The sequence below is a fragment of the Methylobacterium segetis genome (assembly GCF_004348265.1).
Taxonomy (GTDB): Bacteria; Pseudomonadota; Alphaproteobacteria; order Rhizobiales; family Beijerinckiaceae; genus Methylobacterium; species Methylobacterium segetis.
In genome coordinates, this window is the sequence record NZ_SMNT01000018.1 from 1 (window position 1) to 22,626 (window position 22,626).

The 22,626-nt window shown below is 69.9% G+C and carries 14 protein-coding genes and 2 pseudogenes; 10 read left to right on the forward strand and 6 right to left on the reverse strand.

The window, feature by feature from the left end; all coding sequences use genetic code 11:
- The 3 genes and pseudogenes from E1J50_RS06715 to E1J50_RS27165 all read right to left on the reverse strand — a co-directional run.
- Positions 1-248: pseudogene (locus E1J50_RS06715) on the reverse strand (type II toxin-antitoxin system HipA family toxin); the annotation flags it as partial.
- Positions 238-576, reverse strand: coding sequence for a helix-turn-helix transcriptional regulator (locus E1J50_RS06720; RefSeq protein WP_132251714.1), 339 nt, complete (start codon positions 574-576; stop codon positions 238-240). The pseudogene E1J50_RS06715 and the gene E1J50_RS06720, both read right to left, overlap by 11 nt.
- Positions 577-967: 391 nt before the next feature.
- Positions 968-1,138 carry a hypothetical protein gene (locus E1J50_RS27165; RefSeq protein WP_165937804.1) on the reverse strand — a complete coding sequence of 57 codons (171 nt, stop codon included), beginning with the start codon at positions 1,136-1,138 and terminating at the stop codon, positions 968-970.
- Between the two features lie 247 nt (positions 1,139-1,385).
- Between E1J50_RS27165 and E1J50_RS06725 the strand changes: the two genes are divergently transcribed.
- Complete coding sequence (locus tag E1J50_RS06725) at positions 1,386-1,568, forward strand: hypothetical protein (RefSeq protein ID WP_132251716.1); 183 nt, start codon at positions 1,386-1,388, stop codon at positions 1,566-1,568.
- A 310-nt stretch (positions 1,569-1,878) separates the two neighbouring features.
- Here E1J50_RS06725 and E1J50_RS06730 read toward each other — a convergent pair whose 3' ends face one another.
- Positions 1,879-2,436, reverse strand: a complete 558-nt coding sequence (locus tag E1J50_RS06730; RefSeq protein WP_132251718.1) for a dihydrofolate reductase family protein — start codon at positions 2,434-2,436, stop codon at positions 1,879-1,881.
- Between the two features lie 1,412 nt (positions 2,437-3,848).
- On the opposite strand from E1J50_RS06730, the gene E1J50_RS06735 reads away from it, so the two are divergent.
- The 7 genes from E1J50_RS06735 (at position 3,849) to bcsN (ending at position 16,957) form a co-directional block, all read left to right on the forward strand.
- Positions 3,849-6,338 (forward strand): response regulator, encoded by a 2,490-nt coding sequence (locus tag E1J50_RS06735; protein WP_132251721.1) that lies wholly within the window; start codon positions 3,849-3,851, stop codon positions 6,336-6,338.
- Positions 6,339-6,707: 369 nt separating this feature from the next.
- Complete coding sequence (bcsS, locus tag E1J50_RS06740) at positions 6,708-7,424, forward strand: cellulose biosynthesis protein BcsS (RefSeq protein ID WP_132251807.1); 717 nt, start codon at positions 6,708-6,710, stop codon at positions 7,422-7,424.
- A 142-nt stretch (positions 7,425-7,566) separates the two neighbouring features.
- Positions 7,567-10,014, forward strand: a complete 2,448-nt coding sequence (gene bcsA / locus E1J50_RS06745; protein ID WP_132251724.1) for a UDP-forming cellulose synthase catalytic subunit — start codon at positions 7,567-7,569, stop codon at positions 10,012-10,014.
- A gap of 61 nt (positions 10,015-10,075) precedes the next feature.
- Positions 10,076-12,736, forward strand: coding sequence for a cellulose biosynthesis cyclic di-GMP-binding regulatory protein BcsB (locus E1J50_RS06750; protein WP_132251726.1), 2,661 nt, complete (start codon positions 10,076-10,078; stop codon positions 12,734-12,736).
- Positions 12,733-13,887: a family 8 glycosyl hydrolase gene (locus E1J50_RS06755; protein WP_132251729.1), complete on the forward strand. Its 1,155-nt coding sequence runs from the start codon at positions 12,733-12,735 to the stop codon at positions 13,885-13,887. Before E1J50_RS06750 ends, E1J50_RS06755 begins: the two co-directional genes overlap by 4 nt.
- The gene (locus E1J50_RS06760; protein ID WP_132251731.1) at positions 13,872-15,854 is read left to right on the forward strand and encodes a tetratricopeptide repeat protein; all 1,983 of its coding nucleotides are present in this window, start codon (positions 13,872-13,874) and stop codon (positions 15,852-15,854) included. Before E1J50_RS06755 ends, E1J50_RS06760 begins: the two co-directional genes overlap by 16 nt.
- Positions 15,851-16,957 (forward strand): cellulose biosynthesis protein BcsN, encoded by a 1,107-nt coding sequence (gene bcsN / locus E1J50_RS06765; RefSeq protein WP_132251733.1) that lies wholly within the window; start codon positions 15,851-15,853, stop codon positions 16,955-16,957. The genes E1J50_RS06760 and bcsN overlap by 4 nt, the downstream gene beginning before the upstream one ends.
- A 37-nt stretch (positions 16,958-16,994) precedes the next feature.
- On the opposite strand, the gene E1J50_RS06770 is transcribed toward bcsN, so the two are convergent.
- Both E1J50_RS06770 and E1J50_RS28500 read right to left on the reverse strand, forming a co-directional pair.
- Complete coding sequence (locus E1J50_RS06770; RefSeq protein WP_132251735.1) at positions 16,995-19,847, reverse strand: Calx-beta domain-containing protein; 2,853 nt, start codon at positions 19,845-19,847, stop codon at positions 16,995-16,997.
- Positions 19,848-20,554: 707 nt separating this feature from the next.
- A pseudogene (locus E1J50_RS28500) lies at positions 20,555-21,150 on the reverse strand (DUF6968 family protein).
- Positions 21,151-21,170: 20 nt separating this feature from the next.
- Between E1J50_RS28500 and trhO the strand changes: the two are divergent.
- Positions 21,171-21,944, forward strand: a complete 774-nt coding sequence (trhO, locus tag E1J50_RS06775; RefSeq protein ID WP_132251737.1) for an oxygen-dependent tRNA uridine(34) hydroxylase TrhO — start codon at positions 21,171-21,173, stop codon at positions 21,942-21,944.
- Positions 21,941-22,150 (forward strand): SlyX family protein, encoded by a 210-nt coding sequence (locus tag E1J50_RS06780; protein WP_132251739.1) that lies wholly within the window; start codon positions 21,941-21,943, stop codon positions 22,148-22,150. The genes trhO and E1J50_RS06780 overlap by 4 nt, the downstream gene beginning before the upstream one ends.
- Positions 22,151-22,626: the final 476 nt, after the last annotated feature.

Below are 22,626 nucleotides of genomic sequence, written 5' to 3' on the forward strand. Positions count from 1 at the left end.
GCGTCCGGGGCAGCATCGCGGATGCAACTCGCCATGGACAGCCCGGGCTGGGGAGCCTGGATCCCGCGGCGGAGCGGCAATTCCGGCTCGTAGATCGCGATCGCGTCGTCGCGCTCCAGGTAGCTTCGCCCGTAGGTGAACTCGATCGTCTCCCCCTCCCGGGAGAGACGGCCGGCGACCACTGGAGCTGTCGCGCCCGACAGCCAGATCCACACGTATGCCTCGTCGGTGCGGGGCTCAGAAGTCATCGCGCGCAGGCCTTCTGGAGCGGCGCGCCGACTTCGGCATCAGGACGAGCCGCTGCCGTATTTCACCCGCATGCAGGGTCGCGGCCCCTTGTTCGGCCTCGAAGAGAGGCACCCCGACGATCACTGCCGCTTCGAACACGGCTCCGATCGAGCAGCCGGGGTCTCCGCGCTCTATGCGGCGCAGGAGCGGGCGCGAGATGCCAGCCCGCTCCGCCAGATCTGCGGCCGTCATCTTGCGCTCGAGACGTGCGAGCTTCACGAGGCTGCCGAGGAGCTCTAAGGCCTCGACGGCCTGTCGCGAATGGGCGCGCTCGGCAGGCTTGGACATGAATAGCTCATAAATGTTCCGCAAATGGCATACTTGGCATGTTTATGTATCATGGACGAAGCCGACGGGGAAGTGAGCAGCCTTCTTCGCTCCTGGAGAGGCCGAATAGGTAGGGTGGGGAGCAAGGGCCCGGTTTCCAGGAACCGCGATTGTCTCGAACCCTTCTCCGTCCACGGCGGCGCATCCCCGACCCGCTTTCGATCGGTTCGCCACGGGACATCCGCAAGGATCGGTTGACGGAGCCGGTCGTAATGGTCGCTTGGAAGTCTCAGCAAGCCTGGCAGGCCCCGCGACAGGTCGAGGAAGTCCGAGTTGGCAACCGGACGCGCGAAGCTGCCCGATTCGAAAAAGCCAACCAGAACTCCGCAAGTCGTCGCAGATGCCACGGAGGTCACGCGTCCAGACAGCCAAAGCTCTTGTCAGACAGGGTTTCACGTTCGATGCCAACCATCAGATTCGGCTCGGTCGCTTCGGCTTTCACCAGCGCTGGCGGCTTCGCAAAGGGTTGGACACGTCGCCTGAGCGTGGAGGCCTGCTGCGGCAGTTCGCGAGTGTTCCGCATCGTCCACAATTTCGAGCTCGGACATCACGAAAGCTGGATCGCCGAAACGGCGAGGCGCGCCAGCCAGAGTCGGTGACGAGGGAGCTTCCCGTCGCGTCGTGACGAGCCGGCATGGAAGCAATTCACTCCCGTTCCAATTCGACGAGGCTTACAGTCCGCCTGCGCAGCGAAGCCACTTTGAATTCGCACTCCTTCGTGGGAGCCTCGCGCGTCCGGTGAGCGAGGAGACAAGGCTGCGATCATGGGGATGAAGCAGACGCTTGAGGTTTTGAACACGTTGATCGCCGAAGGCATCGTCGACCGGTACGCCATCGGTGGGGCGGTTGCCGCCTACAACTACGTCGAGGCGACCGCGACCGCGACCGCGACCGCGACCGAGGACTTGGATGTGAATGGACGTCCGGTTCTGGAATTATGCCCAGTAAGATAGGTATTTGCACACTGAAAGTTTGGATTGGCGCTGCACCGAGCAGCGGGGCTCGTGTAGCTTGGCTTGTGGGCTGTCCGATGTTTCAGGGCTCGACCATGACCCTAATGGCGAAGTCCGCTTCTTTGTCGCGGCGCCTGAAACCGGACAGGCCGCTTCCGGCCAGATCCAGCCGCTTCGCGCCCATCCCGGCCGTTCGGCGGTTGTCACCCACATCTCGGTCCAGTGATACAGGCGACCGAAGCCGCCTGTTCACCGGCGGCGCTGCCGCCACGCACAGGTCCCCGAGCGGAACTCGACGGGCTGCTCTGGGTCAGCGTTCGCGCCGGTAATGCATGGCGACCGCGCCATTGCGGAGCGGCTTCGCCGAGACCAACGCAAGCCGTCGCGTGCTGGGCAGCCCGCCCTGGTACAGGGTCGGGCCATGGCCAGCGATCCTGGGATGGACGAGGAGCCTGTACTCGTCGATCAGATCCAGCCGGTCCAGCTCGGTCGCGAGCTTGCCGCTACCGAGGAGCACACCCGCCGGAGTCGCGTCCTTGAGCCTCTGCACGCCTGTTCGCAGATCGCCGGCGATGGGGTGGCTGTTGCTCCACGGGAAGTCCTTTCGCGTCGACGACACCACGTATTTCGGCTTGGCCTCCAGCTTGACCGCCCATTCGCGTATCGCCGGCGGTGCCTCCACGGCGCCGCGAGCGACCGCCGGCCAGGAGCTTTCCATCATCTCGTAAGTGATGCGGCCCCACAGCATCGCCCCGCCCTCGTCCATGAGGCGGGTGAAGAACGCGTGCGTCTCGTCGTCAGCGATTCCTTCCTGGTGGTCGACGCAGCCGTCCAGGGTGACGTTGATGCTGAAGGTCAATAATCCCATGCGGCGAGCCTACGCCATGCGCTCGAATAGACGGAGGGTATTTGCCTGCAATTGATGTTCAACGTCCACTCTCGGGGGGGGGGGGCGAGTCGAACGACCGTCCCGGACCCGGGATTCTAGGGCTGGATCGGTCTCGGTCGGGTTCGAAAACGGCTGCAGAGATATGGGCCACCGTCGCCGGTTGTTTTGAGACCGAAATGCCGAGGTGGTCACTGCGAGTCCTGACGACGTGACAGCTCGGGTAACCGGGACAGCATCCAAACGAGGACGTCGACCAAGCAGCCAAGTACCGTCTGTGAATCTCGCAGTCGCCCGGATAACGAGCGAGGGCCAGGCAGAACGTCTCTCGTGCGCGTTCGGTCCGAGGTCCTGTGCAGAGCGTGCCTGTGGCTGCCGATTGGGGCGGACGAGCCGACACTGTACTCGGCGGAATGCGCATCTGCGTAATATTCCGCCCTCCTGCGCTGCAGAACCTAAGCCGTGCCAGATCGTTAACCCGTTGCACATCGGTCTGCGTCGTCACGAGCAGATCTCCAGGAGCGCCATCGTGAGGAGCGGTCTGCATGTCGCGCATTCATCGCTTGGGGCGTGTCACCCTGGCTGCCGGCGGAGTTTGGGGCCTCCTTGCCGCGAGCGCCCTTGCGCAACCGAGAGACACGGGCGTGAGCGGAGGCGTCGTTCCGGTCGACGCATTCGGGCAATCCTGTTTCGGTGTCTGCCGTCCCGCGCTTCCGCCTTGTCGCGTCGGTCGGCGGTGGTTCGGCCCCTATGGCTACGTGTGTTACCGTCCCGAGCCGTTCTTTCGCCCCATCAGGCTCATGCCGCTCTAATCCAGCCGCAGCATGATTTGCGGACGCCCGTTGCTAGGCCAGGAGCTTTCGGGCGCGGCCTCGTCGGTTATGAATTAAAACCAAAGATTAATGCTTCCTAGGAGTCGCGAAAACTTCGGCGTTAGAGCTCGACGCCATAGGGCGGACAGCGATGAAAGCTTGGAAAACGGGCTCGGGCGCGCCGGTTTGTATCGACTATGCGTGCTGCGGTTTGCCGGAATACTGATTTTGCAGTGCAAACTCAGTAAGCCCTGACCGGGCGAATTTCGAAATTCGGTGGCAGGGAGGCAGAACCTGCCCGTGAATGCATGCGCTCTGTGGTCCGTCGCGAATGATGCCGCAATCGCACTTTTGCCGACCCAGATTGTCACCCGCGACAACCACTGGCGTGCTGAATTTCTGAACTTGTCGCCTGTTTTCTAGGCCGGTCGCGAAAAGACGATTAGTGGGTCAATTGCGCCGTTAACCATTTGTTAACTTTCTTCCACAAATGTAAATTGCACTGTGCGGCGCATCATCGCCCTGTAGACATTATCACCCGATCTGGCAGCGCGACCAAAGATGGCGAGATCTCGAATTGCGGTGTCGGTCCGCGCTCTCACGAGCCTGACCCTCGCCCTGGCGGTCGGCCTCGGCAGCGGCGTCACCCTCTACCAGTCGCATCGCCAGGCCGAGGCCGCCCGCACGGACGCGATGCGGGCTCTCCTGGACCGGGCTGCACCACTGCTCGCCGACCATCTCGGCCGCACCCTGCGCGATGTCGGCCGCGACGTGAGCCTCGGCGCCCTCGACGACCGCGTCGCGCGGGCGGACCGTGCCGCGGACCTCTCGGCCTATCTCGCGGCTTGGCAGCGCCTCCGGCCCGAATACACCGACATCCTCGTGGCCGACCAAGCCGGGCGGGTCCGGGCAACGGCGAGCGGCAGGCTCGTCGGGGCCGACGTCTCCGGCGCCGTCTGGTTCGCCCGCGGCCTGCAGGGCGTGACCGCCGCCGACGCCTCGGAGAGCAGCCGCGCCGGCACTGAGGCGCCGCGCAACGTCATCGTCGGCGCGCCTGCACCCGGCGGCGGTGTCGTGGCGATCCAGATGACGCCCCGCTGGATCGAGGAGGCGGCGCAACTCGCTCGCCGGGGCCTCGGTGAGGCGGGCGCGGGCATCGCCTTCGCGGTGCTGAACGGCAGCGGCCGCACCGTGCTGCAGATCGGGGACGCGGCGGCCGGACGCCCGAATTCGGGCGGCCTCGAGATCTCCGCCCCCCTCGACGGCAGCGAGCGGCCGGGCCTCGGCTGGCTGCTGGTGGCCCGGGGCGCCCCGGCACCGGGTGCCGCCGGACCGGCCGACCAAGCCTCGCCGATGATGCTCCTCGCGATCCTGGCCGCCGGCATCGCGGGTCTCGCCGGCTGGATCGGCGGCGGCCTCGTCGGCCGGCGCGTGCGCCAGATCGAGGCATCCTGCGCGCGGGACGTCCCGGGGCAGGTCCGTACCTCGCTCCCCATCCGCGAGCTGCAGAGCCTCGCCGAGTCCGTCGCGGAGGCCATCGCCCGCGGCAAGGGCCGCGAGCGGATGATGCAGGACGCGCGCGCCGCCCTCGTCCGGAGCCGCGAGCGCGTCCGCGCCTTCAAGACGATGGCCGGCTGGAGCTGCTGGGAGGTCGACCTGACGAACGGGCGCGTCACGTGGACGGACGCAGTCCTGCCGATCCTGCCGACGACCTCCGAGCACGCCACCACCCTCGACGACCTCGTCGGCCGGCTCGACCCGGAGGACCGCGACCTCATGCGCGTGGCGATGCGCTCGGCGGCCTCGGCCGGGGGTGCCCCGCAGGACGTGACCCTGCGCACGCTGCCGGTGGCGGGCGAGCAGTCCGGGCGGCGGCTGCATCTGCGCATGGCCCGGGTGCTGGACGACGGCGACGCCCGCGAGCGCCTGCACGTGCTGAGCCGCGAGGTCGGCGTCGTCAGCCTATCGGGCGCCTCGGTCACGCCGATCGCGCGGCCGTTGGCGCCGGCCGCGAACGAGCCGGTTCTTGAGCGGCGGCGCGACGGGCTCCTGCGCCAAGTGACGGACGGCATCGTTCACGACGTCAACAACGCGCTCGCGGTGGTGATGACGGCCCTCGGCAACCTGCAGCGCCACGGCCACGACCTGCCGGAACGGGCCCTCCACCTCGCCGACGTGGCCCTGCGGGGCGCCCGCAACGGGGCAGCCCTCACGCGGCGCGTCTCCGCTCTGACCCGGCGCGACGTCTCGACGCTCGCCGAGGCGGATCTCGGGATGGTCCTCGACGATCTCACGGACTTCCTGCGGACCTCGGTCGCGCCGCAGATCACCATTGGCCTGTCGCTGGACGAGCCGCTCCCGCCCGTCCTGTGCAGCGAGCGGCAGATCGAGATCCTGGTCCTCAACCTCGTCCTCGACATCAAGGCGGCGGCCCCGGACGGCTGCGGGGTCTCCCTCGTCGTCGAGGCGGCCGAGCCGCCGGCGACGAGCCTCCTCGCGTCTCGGCCGAGCCTGTGCCTGACCCTCTCGGCGCCGGTCGATCTCACCAACCGGCGCGGCCTCGCCTCGGTCGGCGACCTCGCCGAGGAGATCGGGGCGGCCGTCGACGTCCAATCGGCGGAGATGGGGACGACCGTCCGGGTCTGGCTCCCGGCAGGCGAGCGGCGGGTCCTCGCCGAGCCCGCGGCGGACGGGGCTGTCGACACTCTCTCCATCCTGCTGGTGGAAGCGGACGCGCTGCTGCGGGCCACCGCGGCGAGCGCCCTGGCCGACCTCGGCCACGCCGTCACCCAGGCTGCCTCGAGCGCCCAGGCGATGGACATCCTGTCCGCCCAGCGCGACTTCGACATCCTGCTGGCCGACTACGCCCTGCCGGGCATGAGCGGGCTCCAGCTCGCCGCGACCGTGTCCCGCACCCACCCGCGGATCCGCACCATCCTCGCCGGACCGCGCGGGCACCTGCCGGTGAACGCCCAGGTCTTTCAGCAGCTTCACAAGCCTTTCGGCCTGCCGGAGCTCGCCGCGGCCCTGCGCTCGCGGAGCGCGGACCGGAGGGAGCAGGAGGCGGCCTGACGCGGGAGAGCCTGAGCGGGACACGAACATCGTGCGGCGGCCGGTAAGTTCATGCGCCTCCGCTCAGTCCGGAATGGATCTGAAGTCGTTCGCGCGCGGGATGCTCACCTCCGATCGCGGCGACGATTGACTGTGCAACGATATCGTCCTGAATTTCTCCTGCAGCCACAGCATCATCCGCGCTTCCAACTGATGCAAACGCGCCACGCACTGGTTGAAATCCTCATAATGTCCGACAAGGTGCTGCGTTAACCTTCTTAATTAAGTAGAGTCCCATATACGGTGCCGCAGAAATCTGGCGGTATCCGCGGGTCTTGGAGCCTCGACGTGCCTGAATTCAGCCTCCGAACCGTCTGGACGCTCGCGCTCATGCTGGGGATGTCCGCGGCGGCGCCCGCCTCGGCCGCGGACTGGTACACGGGCACCGAGCGGGGCGGCCCGTCCGACGACTACATCGTGGCCTTCGACGGCGCGGCGACCGTCACCTCGAACAGCTCCGCCTTCGGAGCGCTGACGACGACGATCGCGCCGGCTGGAGCCCTGGTCGAGAGCGGGCCGCGCGTCCGCCTCCAGGCGATCGCCGGCACCTACTCCTATCCCGGGGCGACCGCCGGGTCGCGAGTCCGCGGCGACCAGCAGGAGGGCTCGGTCCTGGCCGGCTACGAGTGGATCTGGGACCAGGCCGCGCTCGCCGGCTACGTCGGCTTCAACGTCCGCAACAACGAGCTCTCGATCCTCGACCCGCGCAACCCGGTCGTGGGCACCGGCGTCGGCGCGAAGGTCGCGGCCGACCTCTGGCTCAACCCGACGCAGAACACATTGTTCGCCGCGAACGCATCGTATTCGACCCTGTTCAGCGCCTATTACGTGCGCGCGAAGGCCGGCTTCATGGTCGCTGACGGCGTGTTCGTCGGACCGGAGGGGACGCTGCTCGGCGATGCCTACTTCAATCAGTGGCGCCTGGGAGCGCACCTGACCGGATTCACCGTCGGTCCGATGAAATTCTCGCTCGGCGCAGGTTATGCACACGACCGTGTGCAGAAGGGTGGCTACTACACCAGTGTCGAGGGGCGGGCCGCGTTCTAATTCATCCTGGAATGCCTGTGTCGATAGGATCATCGTTCTGCACTAAGTCTGCAGTAGAGTTTCTCACATCTTGAGCATGGCGCGCTCAACGGGCCGCAAATCCCGGCAATCACCTCAAGATAAGAGTCAGGGCTTCGCGGCGATGCCGATCTTCTTCACACGTCTCTCCTGGCTCGTGACCGCCGCGCTGGTCATCGGCCTCCTTCTGCAGCCGGTGGGGACGGCGGTCCAGCTCGAGATGAGCCTCGGCGCCATCGCCGTCATGACGGCGCTCTGGCTGTTCACGCGGGGGCGGACCGCGCACTACATCTTCCTCGGCATCGGAAGCTTGGTCGTCATCAAGTACTTCTACTGGCGGATCACCAGGACCCTGCCGTGGTCCGCGGATCCGGTCAGCCTCACGGCCGGGCTCATCCTGCTCGCGGCGGAACTCTACTACCTCTACATCCTGTTCCTCAGCCTGTTCATCAACGCCGACCCGCTCAAGCGCCCGCCGGCCCCGGTCGGCAACGAGGCGGACCTCCCGACGGTCGATATCTTCGTGCCGAGCTACAACGAGGACGCGTCGATCCTCGCCACGACGCTCGCCGCTGCGCGCTCCCTCGACTACCCGGCGCGGAAGCTCACGGTCTGGCTGCTCGACGACGGTGGGACGGACCAGAAATGCGCCGACCCCGACACCCGCAAGAGCGACGAGGCGCGGGCGCGCCGCGTCGGCCTCGAGCGCCTCTGCGAGGAGCTCGGGGTCCGCTACCTGACGCGCCGCCGCAACGTGCACGCCAAGGCCGGCAACCTCAACAACGGGCTGAAGCACGCCACCGGCGAGATCGTGGTGGTGCTCGACGCTGACCACGTCCCCTTCCGCTCCTTCCTGAAGGAGACCATCGGGCACTTCGCGCAGGACCCGCGTCTGTTCCTCGTGCAGACGCCGCACGCCTTCCTCAACCCCGACCCGATCGAGCGGAACCTGCGCACCTTCGAGCGCATGCCCTCCGAGAACGAGATGTTCTACGCGATCAGCCAGCCGGGCCTCGACAAGTGGAACGGCTCGTTCTTCTGCGGCTCGGCCGCCCTCCTGCGCCGGACGGCGCTCGATGAGGCGGGCGGCTTCTCGGGCATCACCATCACGGAGGATTGCGAGACAGCCTTCGAGCTGCACAGCCGCGGCTGGACCAGCATCTACGTCGACAAGCCGCTGATCGCCGGCCTGCAGCCCGACACCCTGCGCGACTTCATCGGCCAGCGCTCGCGCTGGTGCCAGGGCATGCTGCAGATCCTGCTTTTGAAGAACCCGGTGTTCAAGCGCGGCCTGAAGATGATTCAGCGCCTCTGCTACATGTCCAACATGACGTACTGGTTTTTCCCGGTGCCCTGCCTGGTGTTCATGTTCGCGCCGTTGCTGTACATCTTCTTCGATATGAAGATCGTCGTCGCGAACGTCGACGAGGCGATCGCCTACACGGCGACCTACATCATCGTGAACCTGATGATGCAGAATTATCTCTACGGCCGGGTCCGCTGGCCCTTCGTCTCGGAGCTGTACGAGTACGTCCAGGGCCTGTTCTTGATCAAGGCGACGGCGGCCGTCATCCTGTCGCCGCGCAAGCCCACCTTCAACGTCACGGCCAAGAACGTGACGCTCGACCAGGACCATCTCTCGCCGCTGGCGCTGCCCTTCTTCGTCGTCTACGTGATCCTGCTCGCGGGCAGCCTCGTGGCGGCCTACCGCTACGCGTTCGAGCCGGGCATCACCAACCTGATGCTGGTCGTCGGCCTCTGGAACTTCGTCAACGTGATCAAGGCCGGCGCGGCCCTCGGGGTCACCGCCGAGCGGCGCCAGACCGAGACCACCCCGTCGCTGGCCGTGGACCGGCAGGCGGTGCTGACCCTGAACGGCCTCGCCATCGACGTGCGGGTGGAGCGGGTCTCGGCCCAGCGCTGCCGGATCCGGATGGACACGATCGTCCCGACCCGCCGCGGCGAGGACAGCAGCACCGGGACGCTCGCGATCGTCCCGCAGCAGGACGGCGGCTCGGCGGGCACGTGGCCGTCCATGCCCGTGACTCTCACGAGCTCCGCCCTCTCGGGCGAGGAGACGGTGTGCGAGCTCCGGTTCGAGCGGCTGCGCCCGCGCGACTATCTCGCTCTCGCCGACCTGATGTACGGCGACGCGGAGGCGATGACGCGCTTCCAGCAGGCGCGGCGGCGCCACAAGACGCTGTTCGCGGGCACCGCGCAGTTCGTCTGGTGGGGTCTGGTCGAGCCGTTCCGGGCGCTGTCCTACGGGCTCGCGGGCCTGCGCCGCCGGGCGCCGGCCGAGGCCGAGCCGGTTCCGGTCCCCAAGACCATCACGATGCGCCGGTCCCTCGCCGACCGGACCGCGCGTCGGAACGCGGACGCGATCGCGGCCCGCGCCGCGGAGCCGGCCGTGGGCCCCGAGGCGGAAAGCCCGGCCGCGCAGGCGCAGGCCGCCGAGCTGGCCCCCTCCTGGCTGCAACTCATGGTCGATGCCGAGAACGAGGCCCTCGCGCGCAACCGCCAGCGACGGTCGGCGGATCTCGGCCCCTCGCCCGAACCGGCGGCCGGCTGACGGCGCGAAGCGACAGCCCATGACCCGGTTTTCCCTCCTCCCGCGACGGCTGACGGTCGACATGCCCCTGCTTCGCTTCACGGCCGGCCGGTCCCGGCAGCGGGTCCTCGGAGCGCCCCTCGCCCTTCTTGCCGCCGGACTCGCCCTCGTCCCGGTGGGGCAGGCCGATGCGCAGAGCTTCCTCGGCCGCACGGCCCCGAAGGGCCTCGTGGTGCCTCCGGAGCAGGACGCCTCCGCGCGGCCCGCTCCCGTCCCCGCCCCGATCCCGGTCGCGGGCCCGGTCGCGGCCACGCTGCGGGAGCGGCCGGCGCGCGCCGAAGTCGCCGCCGTCCAGCCGGCGGCGCCGATCCCGCAGCGGCCGCTGCCCAGCATCGGCGAGAACCTCCGCCTCGTCGGCGAGGAGAGCAGCCTGCAATGGTCGGTCTTCCTGACCGAGGCGCAGGGTCGCGAGCGGGCGCGCTTCCGGATCGGCTATCTCGCCGCCATCTCGGTCATGCCCGAATCCTCGTTCATCACCGCGACCGTCAACGACACGGTGATCGGGCGCGCCCAGATCAATGCCCCGGGCGCCGTGAAGCTGATCGAGTTCGATGTGCCCGAGGGCGTCCTGAAGCCCGGCTACAACGCGGTCCGCCTCGGCGGTGTCCAGCGCCACCGGGTGGATTGCTCGCTGCCGGCGACCTTCGAGCTGTGGACCCAGATCGATCCCTCGTGGACCGGCTTCATCCTGCCGCCCGGGACCGGGGCCGTGGCGAGCCTGCGCGACCTGCCGGCCATCCCGCCCAACGGCCAGGGCATCGTCCCGATCCGCGTCGTGCTGCCGGGACGTCCCGCCCCCGCCGGCTTCGAGCGCATCATCCGGGCGGTCCAGCAGCTCGCCCTCGTCGGGCGCTTCTCGCAGGTCGTCGTCGAATACGGGCCGTTCCTGACGGGTCCGGCCGGCATCAACCTCGTCGTCGGGACGGCGGACGAGCTGCGGGCGGTGCCCGACCTCGACATGGGCAGCGCCGTCGGCGGCGCGCCCCTGAGCTTCCACCCGGCCAAGGAGGGACGCGCCGCGACGCTCGTCATCACCGGCGCGGACGGGGACGACCTCGACGCGGGCGTGGCCGCCCTCAAGCGCCGCGAGGGCCTCGACGCCCCCGTCGGCAGCCCGCAGGGGCTGCGCGTGCTGGCCATCGCCAAGGGCGTGCCGGTGCGCGGCGGCGACACCATCCGGCTCGACACGTTCGGCCTGCAGAACCGCGAGTTCAGCGGCCGCCTGTTCCGCTCCGGCTTCGACCTGACGCTGCCGGCCGATTTCGTACCGGCGGACTACGCGCGCATCGAGCTGGCGCTGGAGGGCGGCTACGCCCCCGGCCTCGAGGTCGGCGCGCAGATCATGGTGGACATCAACGGCCGCAACGCCGCCAGCGTCCCGCTGCCGAACACGGCCGGGGAGCGCCTGCGCGGCGAGCCGATCGCGCTGCCGCTCGATCTTTGGCGCCCCGGCCGCAACCACGTCGACGTGAAGGCGCTCCTGGCGACCGAGGCCGACCGCACCTGCGACACCGCCAACCCGAGCGACGAGCAGAAGCGCTTCCTGTTGCTCAACACCAGCACCCTGAAGGTGCCGCCCCTGGCGAGAGCTCTGCGCGTGCCGGATCTCGCCGCGACCGCGAGCAGCGGCCTGCCCTATGCCCGGTCCTCCAAGCGGCCCCGGCTCGTCGTGCCGACCCCTGACCGCGACACGATGGGCGCGGCCACGACGATCGCGGTCCAGATGGCCATCGCGGCCGACCGCGTCATCGACTTCTCCCTGAGCGCCGAGCGCCCCGCCGACCGCGATGCCCCGGCCGTCGTGGTGGCGCCTGCCCGCGCCCTCGACCCGGCCCTCCTGCGCATCATCGGCCTGGAGCCCGACCAGCTCCGGCAGATCTGGCAGAGCCGCGCGGAGCCCGCCCCGGTCCCGCCCGGGCAGGAGGCCGCGAAGCTCGCCGGCCCGCCCGGACAGACCGAGGGGATGAGCCTCGAGCGGCTGCAGAACAACGTGCCGCCGGCCTGCGCGCTGCCCGCCGCCCACGCCCGCGTCGCGGCCCTCGCCACGCAGCGCCCGCGCCCCGCAGGGTCCCGGACCCGCAACGAGGCCGCCGACATCGCGACCGCCTGGGACGCCACGCTGCGGACCGCTCCCTCGCTCACCGATCAGGTCTCGGCGATGGCGGGCCAGATCGGGGACGCCGCGCAGGCCTCGCTCCAGGACGCCGCGGCCTGGATCAAGGGGCAGATGAAGGACCCGCCCGTGGAGATCGGCTCGCGCGCGTCGCTCGTCGTCGGCCAAGGCGTCGACGGCGAGGGCCTCGGCTCCGTCGTGACCGTCTTCACGGCGCCGAATGCCGCCCTCCTCCAGGCCTCGGTGACCTGCCTCAGCAGCCCGGTCCTGTGGAGCAGATTGCAGGGCCGCATCGCGACCCTGGACGCCAACGACGGCGCGATCAGCACCTACGAGGCGAAGCGCTCCCGCCTGCTCGAGACCGAGCCGCGCAACCTCGCCAATCTGCGCCTGGTCTTCGCGGGCTGGCTGTCGATGAACCCCTCGATCTACGTCCTCGCGCTGTTCGCCGCCGCGATCGCGCTCGGCCTGAGCACGAACGCGATGCTCCGCAGCGTCGGGCGCACGAGTGCCGGCGGGCGCGGTCCGGACGGCCCCGCCCGCGACACGAACCCGGGAGAGCCATCGTGAGCCGGACCCGATTCTGCCTCTCGCTCGCCTTCGGCCTCCTCGGCGCGCAGGCCATCGCCGAACCCGCCCCGCCCCCGCGCGACGCGGCCCCCGCCGAGGCGCGCCGCGGCGAGCCGGCGGCCGAGAGCCGGAACGCGCCCGAGAGCGTCTCGCCGCTCTTCAATGCCCTCGGCAACACATCGGCCTGGCTCGCCTACAAGGCGCGCTTCGTCACCGACCAGGGCCGGGTCGTCGACACGGGCAACGGCCAGATCAGCCACAGCGAGGGCCAGGGCTACGGGATGCTGCTCGCCGTGGCGGCCGGCGACCGCGACGCGTTCCAGCGGATCTGGAACTGGACGCGCGCCAACCTGATGGTGCGCGACGACTCGCTGCTCGCCTGGCGCTGGGAGCCGGACAAACGCCCCGGCGTCGCCGACATCAACAACGCCACGGACGGCGATATCCTCGTCGCCTGGGCCCTGGTCGAGGCCGCGGACGCCTGGTCGGACATGGGCTACCGCGTCGCGGCGCGGCGCATGGCCGTCGATATCGGCCGGCGCACGATCCTCTTCAGGGCCCCGAGCCAGCCGCTGTTGCCCGGCATGTCCGGCTTCTCGGCCGAGGACCGCGCCGACGGGCCGGTCGCGAACCTGTCCTACTGGATCTTCCCCGCCTTCCCGCGCCTCGCGACCGTGGCGGGGGAGATCGACTGGGCCGCCGTGACCCGCAGCGGGCTCGAACTCCTGGCCAAGGCGCAGTTCGGCCCCTCCAAGCTGCCGACCGAGTGGATCTCGATGCGCGACCCGGCGCCGAAGCCGGCCGCGGGCTTCCCGGCCGTCTTCTCCTACAACAGCATCCGGATCCCGCTCTACCTCGCCTGGGCGGGCATCACCGACCATCGCATCCACGCCCCCTTCACGCAGGCCTGGGCGGCGCGTGAGCGCACGGGCCTGCCCGTCGTCGACACCGCGGACGGCCAGACGGTCGAGTGGATGCAGGAGCCCGGCTACGAGGCCCTCTCCGCCCTCGAAGCCTGCGCCGTGTCCGGCGAGGCCCTGCCGGCGAACTTCACGGCCCCGGCCAAGACCGAGAATTACTACCCGGCGACGCTGCATCTTCTCGCGCTCGTCGCGGTGCAGACGAGGTTCAAGACATGCCTTGGGCGTTAGAGCTGGCCTCCCAGCCGCGGCGCGGCGGCGCGACGCTGCTGATCCTGCTCGGGGCGAGCCTCGGCTGCGCCGGGCCGGTCGCGGCGCAGGCCCTTCCGGCGCGGCCCGGCACCTCCGTGGTGCTGCAGCCCTCCGAGCGGCGCGCGCCGGTCATCCTCGAGACGACGCCCGCGACGCCGCTCCAGACGGAGATCGTCGACGAGAGCGCCCTGCGCTACTACGCGGCGAACGGCCAGACCCAGCGCGTCCAGGCCGAGATCCGGCGCCTGCAGCGCCGGTACCCGAACTGGATTGTGCCGACGGACCTCGACACCGTGAAGCCGAGCCCGCCCGAGGAGGCGCCGCTCTGGGATCTCTTCACGGCCGGGCGCTTCGACGACCTGCGCGCCTCGATCGCCGCGCGCCGTGCGCTGGACCCCGATTGGCAGCCCTCCGAGGAGCTCGCGCGCAAGCTCGGCCGCGGCACCTTCCGCAGCGAGGTCAAGGCGGCCGCGCAGAGCGGGGCCTGGGCCGAGATCGTCGCCCGCATCGGTGCCGACCCGGACGCCATGCAGGCGCCCGACATCGACATCGCGTGGTACGTCGCCGAGGCCTACGCGCGCATCGGCCAGACCGCCGCGGCGGCGAGCGTCTACCGCGGCATCCTGGAGCGCCAGAGCGAGACCGCCCTGCGCCTCGCGACCATCCAGAAGGCGATGGCCAACCTGCCGATGGCCCAGGTCGAGACGCTGCTGGCGCTCGGGCGCGCGGCGGCGGACGGGTCGAGCGAGTTCAAGCCGATCCAGAGCGACATCACCCGCTCCCGCATCGCCGCCTTCCTGCACGGCGAGACCGAGGTGCGCGTCCAGGCCGCCGAGCTCGCGGCCTTCGGCGAGAGCGCGCGCAGGCTCGGCGATGCCGGGCAGATCAGCATGCTCGGCTGGTACGCCCACCGGCGCCGCCAGTTCCGCGAGGCGCTGGACTGGTTCAAGGCCGCGATCGCCCGCGGCGGCGACGCCACGGTGGCGCACGGGCTCGCCCTCAGCCTGACCGAGATGGGCCAGGAGCGCGAGGCCGAGGAGGTGGCGTTCGCCTGGCGCGGTCCCTCCCTCGAGAACACCATCCTGTACATCGACCTGATGGAGCGGCGCCTGACCCAGGCGCCGGCGGTGCCCCTGGAGCCGCACCGGACCGACCGCTTCGCCAAGGTCGTGCTGGCGGCCTCCTCCGGCGAGGGCGCTCAGGCGCTCGGCTGGTACGCCTACAATTCCTGCCAGTACGAGACCGCGCTCGAGTGGTTCGAGCGCGCGGCGGCCTGGATGCCGCGCGAGCCCGTGATCCTCGGCTACGCGCTGACCCTCGCGCGCCTGAAGCGCACCCGCGAGTACCTGGAGGTCCTGAACCGCTACGACGGCCTCTTCCCGAAGGTCGTCGAGCAGGTCTTTCCCGCCGACGTGCAGACCGGCGACCCGACACCCTGCTCCGCGCGCGCCGCCGCCGCGCCCGTCATCCAGGTCGCGAGCGCGGCGGCGCCGACGCGGGTGCCCAAGCCGAGCGCCGGGCGCGCGGCCGCCGTCCAGCCGGTGGCGGTCAAGCGGACCGACTTCCCCGTCGCCGTAGCGGCCGAGAACCCGCTCCACTTCGCCGGCGGCTCGATCGCGCCCGATCCCGCCCGCGACGGCGAGTACCTGCGCCTGACCCGTCCCGCGCAGCCGCCGCTCGTGGCGCGGCGCGTCGTCGGTGTCGCGTCGATGCCCTACGAGCGCTACGGCTACACGCTCCTCCCGGGCTGGAATGGCACCGACCGGCCGAGCTTCCAGATCGGCAGCGGCTCCCCGCCCGTCGGCACCCTGGCCCAGGCCGAGGCGGCCGCCGAGCCCCGGGCTGGCGCGCAGCGTCCGGCCTCCCGAGGCGAGGCCGACCGGTTCGGCGCCTTCGACGTCAACCCCGCCGGCGCGCGGCCGGACACCCGCTCCCTGGGACCATGATGACCGACCTCCGCTCCCCCGCCGCCCGGGCCCGGCGCCTGACCCGGATGGGCCTCTCGTTGGCCCTCCTCTGCCTCGCGCTGCCGGCCTGCACCGCGACCCAGGGCCGGCAGAGCGCGGGCCGCGCGATGCCGGACGGGTTCTTCAGCGCGCTCGACACGCGCCCGCCCGCGAAGAGCGGCCCGCTGGTGTCGCTGCCGCGCAGCGGCACGGTCACGAACGTCGACGAGACCACCTACGCCAACGGCCGCCGGCAGCGGATCTCCCTCGAAGGGCCGAACTCCCGGAGCCGGATCGAGATCATGCTCCGGACCGGCGGGCGCGGCGGCCTGCCCATGGACAAGCCCACCCGCGCCGGGATCGCCGGGGAACTCGCGCAGCTCGCCTCCGAGGGGAGCTACCGCATCGTCCGGCGCCCGATCCGCAATCGCTACGGTCAGTTCGGCGTCGCCCTGAGCGCCCGCTGCGCCTATGCCTGGCAATGGATCGACAACCTGCGCGGCCAGGATCGCGGGCTCGACTGGACCGGCGGCGAGGTTGCCGCGTCCCTGCGCGTCGAGCATTGCCAGCGCGGCCCGACGACCCCGGAGGCGCTCCTCGCCGACCTCGAGCGCCTGTCCATCCGGACGGGTTCCGGCCAGGAGCCGGCCCCCTGGTCCCCGCGTCCCCGCCGACGGATCGTGCGGGCAGCCGAGCCGCAGGAGCCCGCCCCGGCCCCGGTCCCAGCCCCGGCGGCGATCCCGCCGCTGCCGGCGCCCGCGCCGGTCGCCATCAACAGCAGCCGGACCCTCGTCACGGCCGCGCCGCAGCGGCCTCCGCAATACCTCTCCGGCGAGGCGGCGCGGCCCCAGGCCGGCGCTGCGGCGGGAGAGGTCGGCCAGAGCTTCGCCGTGCCGCGGCCGAGCGGGCAGGGGGGCGCCTCCCTCGATCAGCCGCGCTTCCTCAGCGAGCGCGTGGCGACGGCCCCCGCCGACCGCCGGGCGGGCGAGACCGCGGCGCCTCCGCCGCCGGTTCCGGTCCGCGCACCGCAGCCGGAGCGCCTCTCGGCCGACGTCCCGGCCCAGGCCTATCGCGGGCCGGTGCCCCCGCCCTTCGGCTGGTAGCGGCGGCGCACGCCCGCCGCCAGCGGTCCGCGGGGCCTCAGATCACCCAGTCGAACGAGCCGGCGGTCGCGTGACCGGCGGCCTGGAAGCCGAAGCTGATCTCCTGACCGGGATCGAGGTGATGGTTCCAGGTCGCGCTGTGGATCACGTACTCGCCGTTCGTGTGGCTCACGATCTCGGCGTTCCAGATATTGGTGATCTCCAGCGGCGTCTTCAGCTTGATCGTCCAGTCGTCGAGCGCGGCCGTGCCGGTGTTCTTGAGCGCGGTGCTGGTGACGACGCCGGTGCCCCAGTCGTTGACCACCGTGGTCTTGGGCAGGAGCGTCGGCGCACCGGCCGCCGGCGGGGTGCCCGTCGACGGCGTGCCCGTGGAGGGCGGTGTGGTCGGCGTGCTCACGCCGCCGTCGTCGTTGACGATCGTGGCGGTGGCGGTGCCGTGGCCGAGATCCGCGTTGCTCGGCGCCGAGAGGGCGAACTGGAAGGTCTCGTTCGCCTCGGCGGCCGCGTCGCCCTTCACCGTGACCGTGACGGTCTGGGTGGTCTCGCCCGGCGCGAAGGTGAGCGTGCCCTTGGTCGCCGTGAAGTCGCTCGCGTCTGCCGTGCCGGGCAGAGTCGTGTAGTCGACGCTGACCGCCGTCGCGGCCGCCGCCGACAAGCTCACCGTGAAGGTCGCGCTCGTCGTCCCGTCGACGGTCGTCGTCCCGCCGTCGCCGCTGAAGTGGAACATCAGCGGCTGCAGGCTCGACACCTTGTCGGTCTGCACGCTGGTCCAGTCGTCCTTGAGTATGCCCCCGGTATCGCCGGAATTCGGGTTCCACGACCACCAAGTCCAGCTCACCCCCTGCTGGCCGGCCGCGATGTCGCGCGTGCCGTTGGCGTCCCAGTCGCCCGACAAGTAGGATTGGAGCTTCGACAGCCAGGCGACGTCCTTCGGATCGGTGAGCTTGCTGCCGAACTCGCCGAGATAGACGGGGGCGATGTTCTCGCGGGCGATGTAGCCCCACATCTGGTCGAACTTCGCCGGCATGTTGTTTGGGAAGCTCGGATCGTTGAACCAGGGCTGCCCGTAGATCGAGTTCGGGTAATCGTGCGCCGAGTAGACGAGGTGGCCCGGGCTGCTGAGCTGGATGGGACGGTCCTTGACCCCCATCAGGTTGCCGCCCCACCAGTAGAAATTGTTCTGGTAGGAGGCGACGCCCTCGACGAAGATCAGCCAGTTCGGGTTTGCGGCGAGGACGGCGTTGCCGGCCCGCTCGGCCGCCGCCGCCCAGTCGGTGGCCCCGCCTCCGCCCCAGGTGCCGTTGTAGGGCTCGTTGTGCAGGTCGGCGCCGATGACGGTGCTGTTGCCGGCGAAGTGCTTCGCCAGCATGCTCCAGTTGCTGATCCAGCTCTGCTCGCTGTAGGTGCCGTTGTACCACAGGCCGTTCTCGGAGGCCCCGGCCCCGGCGCTGGAGCGGTGGTGGTCGAGGATGATCTTCAGGCCGAGCTGGCCGGCGGCGCTCACGATCTTGTCCATGATCTGCAGGCCGGACAGGCCCGCCAGATCCGGGTTCTTGCCGTAGTCGATGCCGTTCGGCGTGCTCGCCGCGTCGAAGAGCTGGTCGGAGAAGGGTAGCCGGATGGTGTTGAACCCGAGGTCCACCATCTGCTGCATCATATCCTTGTAATTGCGGACGTTCAGCCCGTCCGGGGCGTAGCGGCCCGATTCCATGCCGAACCAGTTCACGCCGGCGATCTTCACGGTGTGGCCGGCCGCGTCGAGGATCTGGCTGCCCTGCGTGTGGAAGTAGCCGCTGCCGAGGCCGGTGCCGCCCGTCGAGGTGACCACCGGGTTGCCCTCGACGATGGAGATGTCGGCGACGCTGAGCGTCGGCCGGGGCGCGTCATCGTCCGTGATGGTGGCGGTGGCCTGCGCCCTCGCGAGGGTCGCCCCGGTCGGCTGCAGCAGGTTGAGCCTGAAGGCCTCGCTTCCCTCGCTCAGCGCGTCGCCCGTCACCGGGACCACGACCGTCTTGACGGTCTCGCCGGGCGCGAAGGTGAGCCTCCCGGAGGTCGCCGCGTAGTCCGAGCCCGCGAGCGCGGTTCCGTCCTGCGTCTGGTAGCCCACCGTGACGCTGGCGGTGCTCGCAGCCGACAGGGTGAGCGTGAAGACGGCGTTGGTGGTCCCGCCCGTCCCCTCCCTCAGGGTGATGTCGGACACGCCGATCGAGGGCATCGGCGGCGGCGCGGCGTCGTCGTTGACGATGGTGGCGATGCCGGCCGCCTTCGCGATCGTCGCCTTCGTCGCGCCCGACAGGTTGATCCGGAAGGTCTCGTTGCCCTCCAGCACCGTGTCGCCGACCACCGGCACGCTGATCGTCTTGCTGGTCTCGCCGGGGGCGAAGGTGAGCGTGCCGCTCGTTGCCGTGTAGTCCGCCCCGGCCGTCGCCGTCCCGTCGGCGCTCGAATACGCGACGGTGATCGGCTCCTTCGAGGCCGCGCTGAGCGAGACCTTGAAGCTCGCGGGCGCCGTGCCCGTGTTGCCCTCGGTGATGGAGATGTCACCGATCGTGACGGTGGGGGGCGGCGCCGGGGCACCCGTCCCCACCGCCTCGCCGTTCACGACGAAGCCTGTCGGCGGAGGCGCGGTGCCCTGGGAGGCGGCCTGGAAGCCGAAACTCACCGATCCGTTCGGCGCGATCGTGCTGTTCCAGCCGGCGTCGCGGACCACGTAGCGGGTGCCGACATGGCTGACGATGACCCCGTTCCAGAGGTTCGTGATCTCGAAGGGTGCATCGAACTCGACGAGCCAGCCATTCGTCCCGGTCGGCGCAGTATTCTTCACCGAGACTGAACCGATGAAACCCGCGTTCCAGCTGCTGCTGACGCTGAAATCCACGCCGTACGTCATAGCCCCACCCTTCGCTATGAGAGCAAACCCGTCGATGGCCGGCGCCTTTCAACGGGTCGGGCGTCGAAGTCCAGGCGTAATTTGACGGAATTTTGGTGGTTTGCGGTCTTCTCAGGTGTTCTGAGCCGACCAGCTTGCGCGAGTACGGTCGAGCCGGGACGACAGCAGGCATCGAAAACAGATGAGAGCCGCGGCGCTCCTCGGCATAAAGTACGTATCTTGGTCGTAATGAGAATTCTCAAGACGGCAAATACCGCGATCATACGAAGTATATCATAATCCGAGGGCTTAGCCCAACAAGACGTTGTATCTGCGCATCCGATTTCTTCGGCGCTTCATAATGCCGGCACCACTTGCAATACTATCGCGTGACGGGGAATATTTACGGTGGGCATCCATGCGCGTCCCGGCATGCGCGAACGGTCGGAAACGTACGAAGCCTCTGGCCTGCCGGTGGGCGATGCGAACCACGAACGGAGGTGCTGCCGACGGCATGAAGGACAGACGCGCTGCAACGCCTACCGAAACGCGATGTCCGCTTTGCGGGGCCTGATACCCGGAAGCCGCTGTTCCGCCTTCGGCCAAGCTCGGTCGTTTCGAGCTGATCAGATTGCCGACAAGCAGACCTTCCGAAGGGCCGAGAAAGACCGAAAGCGGCCGCAAGCGTGAGGTTGCACCACCTGCGAGCAGCCTTCCGAACCAGCATCTCACTCGAAAACCCGATCCGCGCCGACCAGCAGATCCCGCGCACTCGGCGGCACCGGAAATCCGTATCCGTCGCCGGGCTTCTCCCAGACGAGGCGGCCCTCGGCATGGTGCGGGCTGCGGTGAAGCGCGAACCCGACCCGCTGGAGCGCGAGGTTCAGCGCCTGGACCGCGTCGACGCCGCCGGCAAAGCCGTGGTGCGTACGTCCGGCCAGCCGATGGCGTAGCGGCAGATCCAGCCCCCATCCTCCACCTCGGGCCGGTAGAGGCGCACAGTTACGTTCTCGGTCGAGCCGGGCCCGAGCAGGCGCAGGGTCCGGGTGGCGATCGGCATCGGTGCGGTCCTCTCTAAATCTGCGATCCTGCGCCTCGGTCGAGAATGGCCTCGAAACACGCCGCCATCCACCTCTCCCGTTCGGGAGAGGTCGAGTCCGCGGGACGCGGACCGGGTGAGGGGTGCGACCTCTCCGGATGACGCGCACCCCTCATCCCAGCCCTCTCCCGAACGGGGGAGGGCGCGCGGCGCGCCTCGCTCGCCCGTGTCCTCCTGCCCGTGCCCTCCTGCCCGTGTCCTCCTGCCCGTGTCCTCCCGCGCCATCCCCTGCTAAACCCCGCCCAATGCCCTACACCGTCGCTGCCCTCTACCGGTTCACGCCGCTCCCCGATGCCGATGCCCTCGTTGCGCCGCTCCAGGCGCTCTGCGAGTCCCTGGCGCTCACCGGCACGCTGCTCCTCGCCCGCGAGGGGATCAACGGCACGGTGGCCGGTGAGGCGGCCGCCATCGACGCCTTCCTCTCGGAGCTCCGCGCCGGCCCGCTCCTCGGCGGGAGGCTCGACGCCCTCGAATGCAAGCTGTCGTCGGCGGAGGAGCCGCCCTTCCGGCGCATGAAGGTGAAGCGGAAACCCGAGATCGTCACCTTCGACGCCGGCGCCACCGATCCGACCGGCGATGTCGGCACACGGGTCCCGCCGGAGGCGTGGAACGCGCTCCTCGACCGCCCGGGCCTGCGCCTCGTCGACACCCGCAACCGGTTCGAGGTGGCGCTCGGCACCTTTCACGGCGCGGAGGATCCGGGCCTGACCCGCTTTGCCGATTTCCGCGCCTATGCCGACGCGCTCGACCCCGCGGAGGAGCCCGAGATCGCCCTGTTCTGCACCGGCGGCATCCGCTGCGAGAAGGCCGGCGCCTACCTGAGGGCGCGGGGCTTCCGGAACGTCCACCTGCTCCAGGGCGGCATCCTGAAATACCTCGAGACCGTGCCAGAGGCCGAGAGCCGCTGGCGGGGGGATTGCTTCGTCTTCGACGGCCGCATCGCCCTCGGCCACGGCCTCGAGGAACACGGCGACCACCCGGCCGAGGCGCTGGGATCCTTCGCGGAGGCCAAACGATGAGCGACGACGGCGCCCGCATCGACCGACTGGAGATGCGCCTCACCGAGCAGGACCAGGCGATCGAGGATCTGAACCGCACGATCACCGAGCAGTGGCGGATCATCGACCGGCTGACGCGGCAGGTCGCCGTGCTCACCGAGCACGTCGAGGAGGCGGCCGGGCGCACCGATCCCCGCACCCCCGAGCCGCCCCCGCCGCATTATTGAACGGATCTGCGTACGCGATTTGTTCTTGACAGAATTCCTAAAATCTGCTTTCAATCCCGCATCTGCCGCCGCCGAGCAGGGGGCCTTCCCGGTGGCCGACCGGGCGGGCCTGGGCGGCAGGGCGGTCCCGCGCCGGTGGCTTCGGTCGCCATCGTCCCGGGCACGCTCGCGACGCAGGGTCGGCGGTTCGGGCTCACGCCCGGCCGGCGGCCCTGAGGGAACCGGTGCCGGGCACCACTACGAGGCCCGGTGCGGCGACAGAGGTCCGATCGGGGTCCGCCGACATACGCGGCCCGAAGCCGGAGTCGACGCGCGTGTAGCAAGAACCGCGACGCGAAGGCGGCCTCAAGGCCCGCGAGGGCGGGAGGCCGTGGGACGCCGTGGGATCGGCATCCGCAGCGCAACACCACTCTCGGGTCCCGCGGCGTCCCGCGTCCCCTTCCTCGATCCCGACGTTCCCGGCGCGATGCTCCGGG

Coding starts and splice junctions, on each gene's coding strand:
- bcsN (WP_132251733.1), top strand. CDS start 15,851: ATGATGACCGACCTCCGCTCCCCCGCCGCCCGGGCCCGGCGCCTGACC.
- bcsS (WP_132251807.1), top strand. CDS start 6,708: ATGCTGGGGATGTCCGCGGCGGCGCCCGCCTCGGCCGCGGACTGGTAC.
- E1J50_RS06725 (WP_132251716.1), top strand. CDS start 1,386: ATGAAGCAGACGCTTGAGGTTTTGAACACGTTGATCGCCGAAGGCATC.
- E1J50_RS06770 (WP_132251735.1), bottom strand. CDS start 19,847: ATGACGTACGGCGTGGATTTCAGCGTCAGCAGCAGCTGGAACGCGGGT.
- trhO (WP_132251737.1), top strand. CDS start 21,171: ATGCCCTACACCGTCGCTGCCCTCTACCGGTTCACGCCGCTCCCCGAT.
- E1J50_RS27165 (WP_165937804.1), bottom strand. CDS start 1,138: ATGCGGAACACTCGCGAACTGCCGCAGCAGGCCTCCACGCTCAGGCGA.
- E1J50_RS06780 (WP_132251739.1), top strand. CDS start 21,941: ATGAGCGACGACGGCGCCCGCATCGACCGACTGGAGATGCGCCTCACC.
- E1J50_RS06760 (WP_132251731.1), top strand. CDS start 13,872: ATGCCTTGGGCGTTAGAGCTGGCCTCCCAGCCGCGGCGCGGCGGCGCG.
- E1J50_RS06720 (WP_132251714.1), bottom strand. CDS start 576: ATGTCCAAGCCTGCCGAGCGCGCCCATTCGCGACAGGCCGTCGAGGCC.
- E1J50_RS06730 (WP_132251718.1), bottom strand. CDS start 2,436: ATGGGATTATTGACCTTCAGCATCAACGTCACCCTGGACGGCTGCGTC.
- E1J50_RS06750 (WP_132251726.1), top strand. CDS start 10,076: ATGCCCCTGCTTCGCTTCACGGCCGGCCGGTCCCGGCAGCGGGTCCTC.
- bcsA (WP_132251724.1), top strand. CDS start 7,567: ATGCCGATCTTCTTCACACGTCTCTCCTGGCTCGTGACCGCCGCGCTG.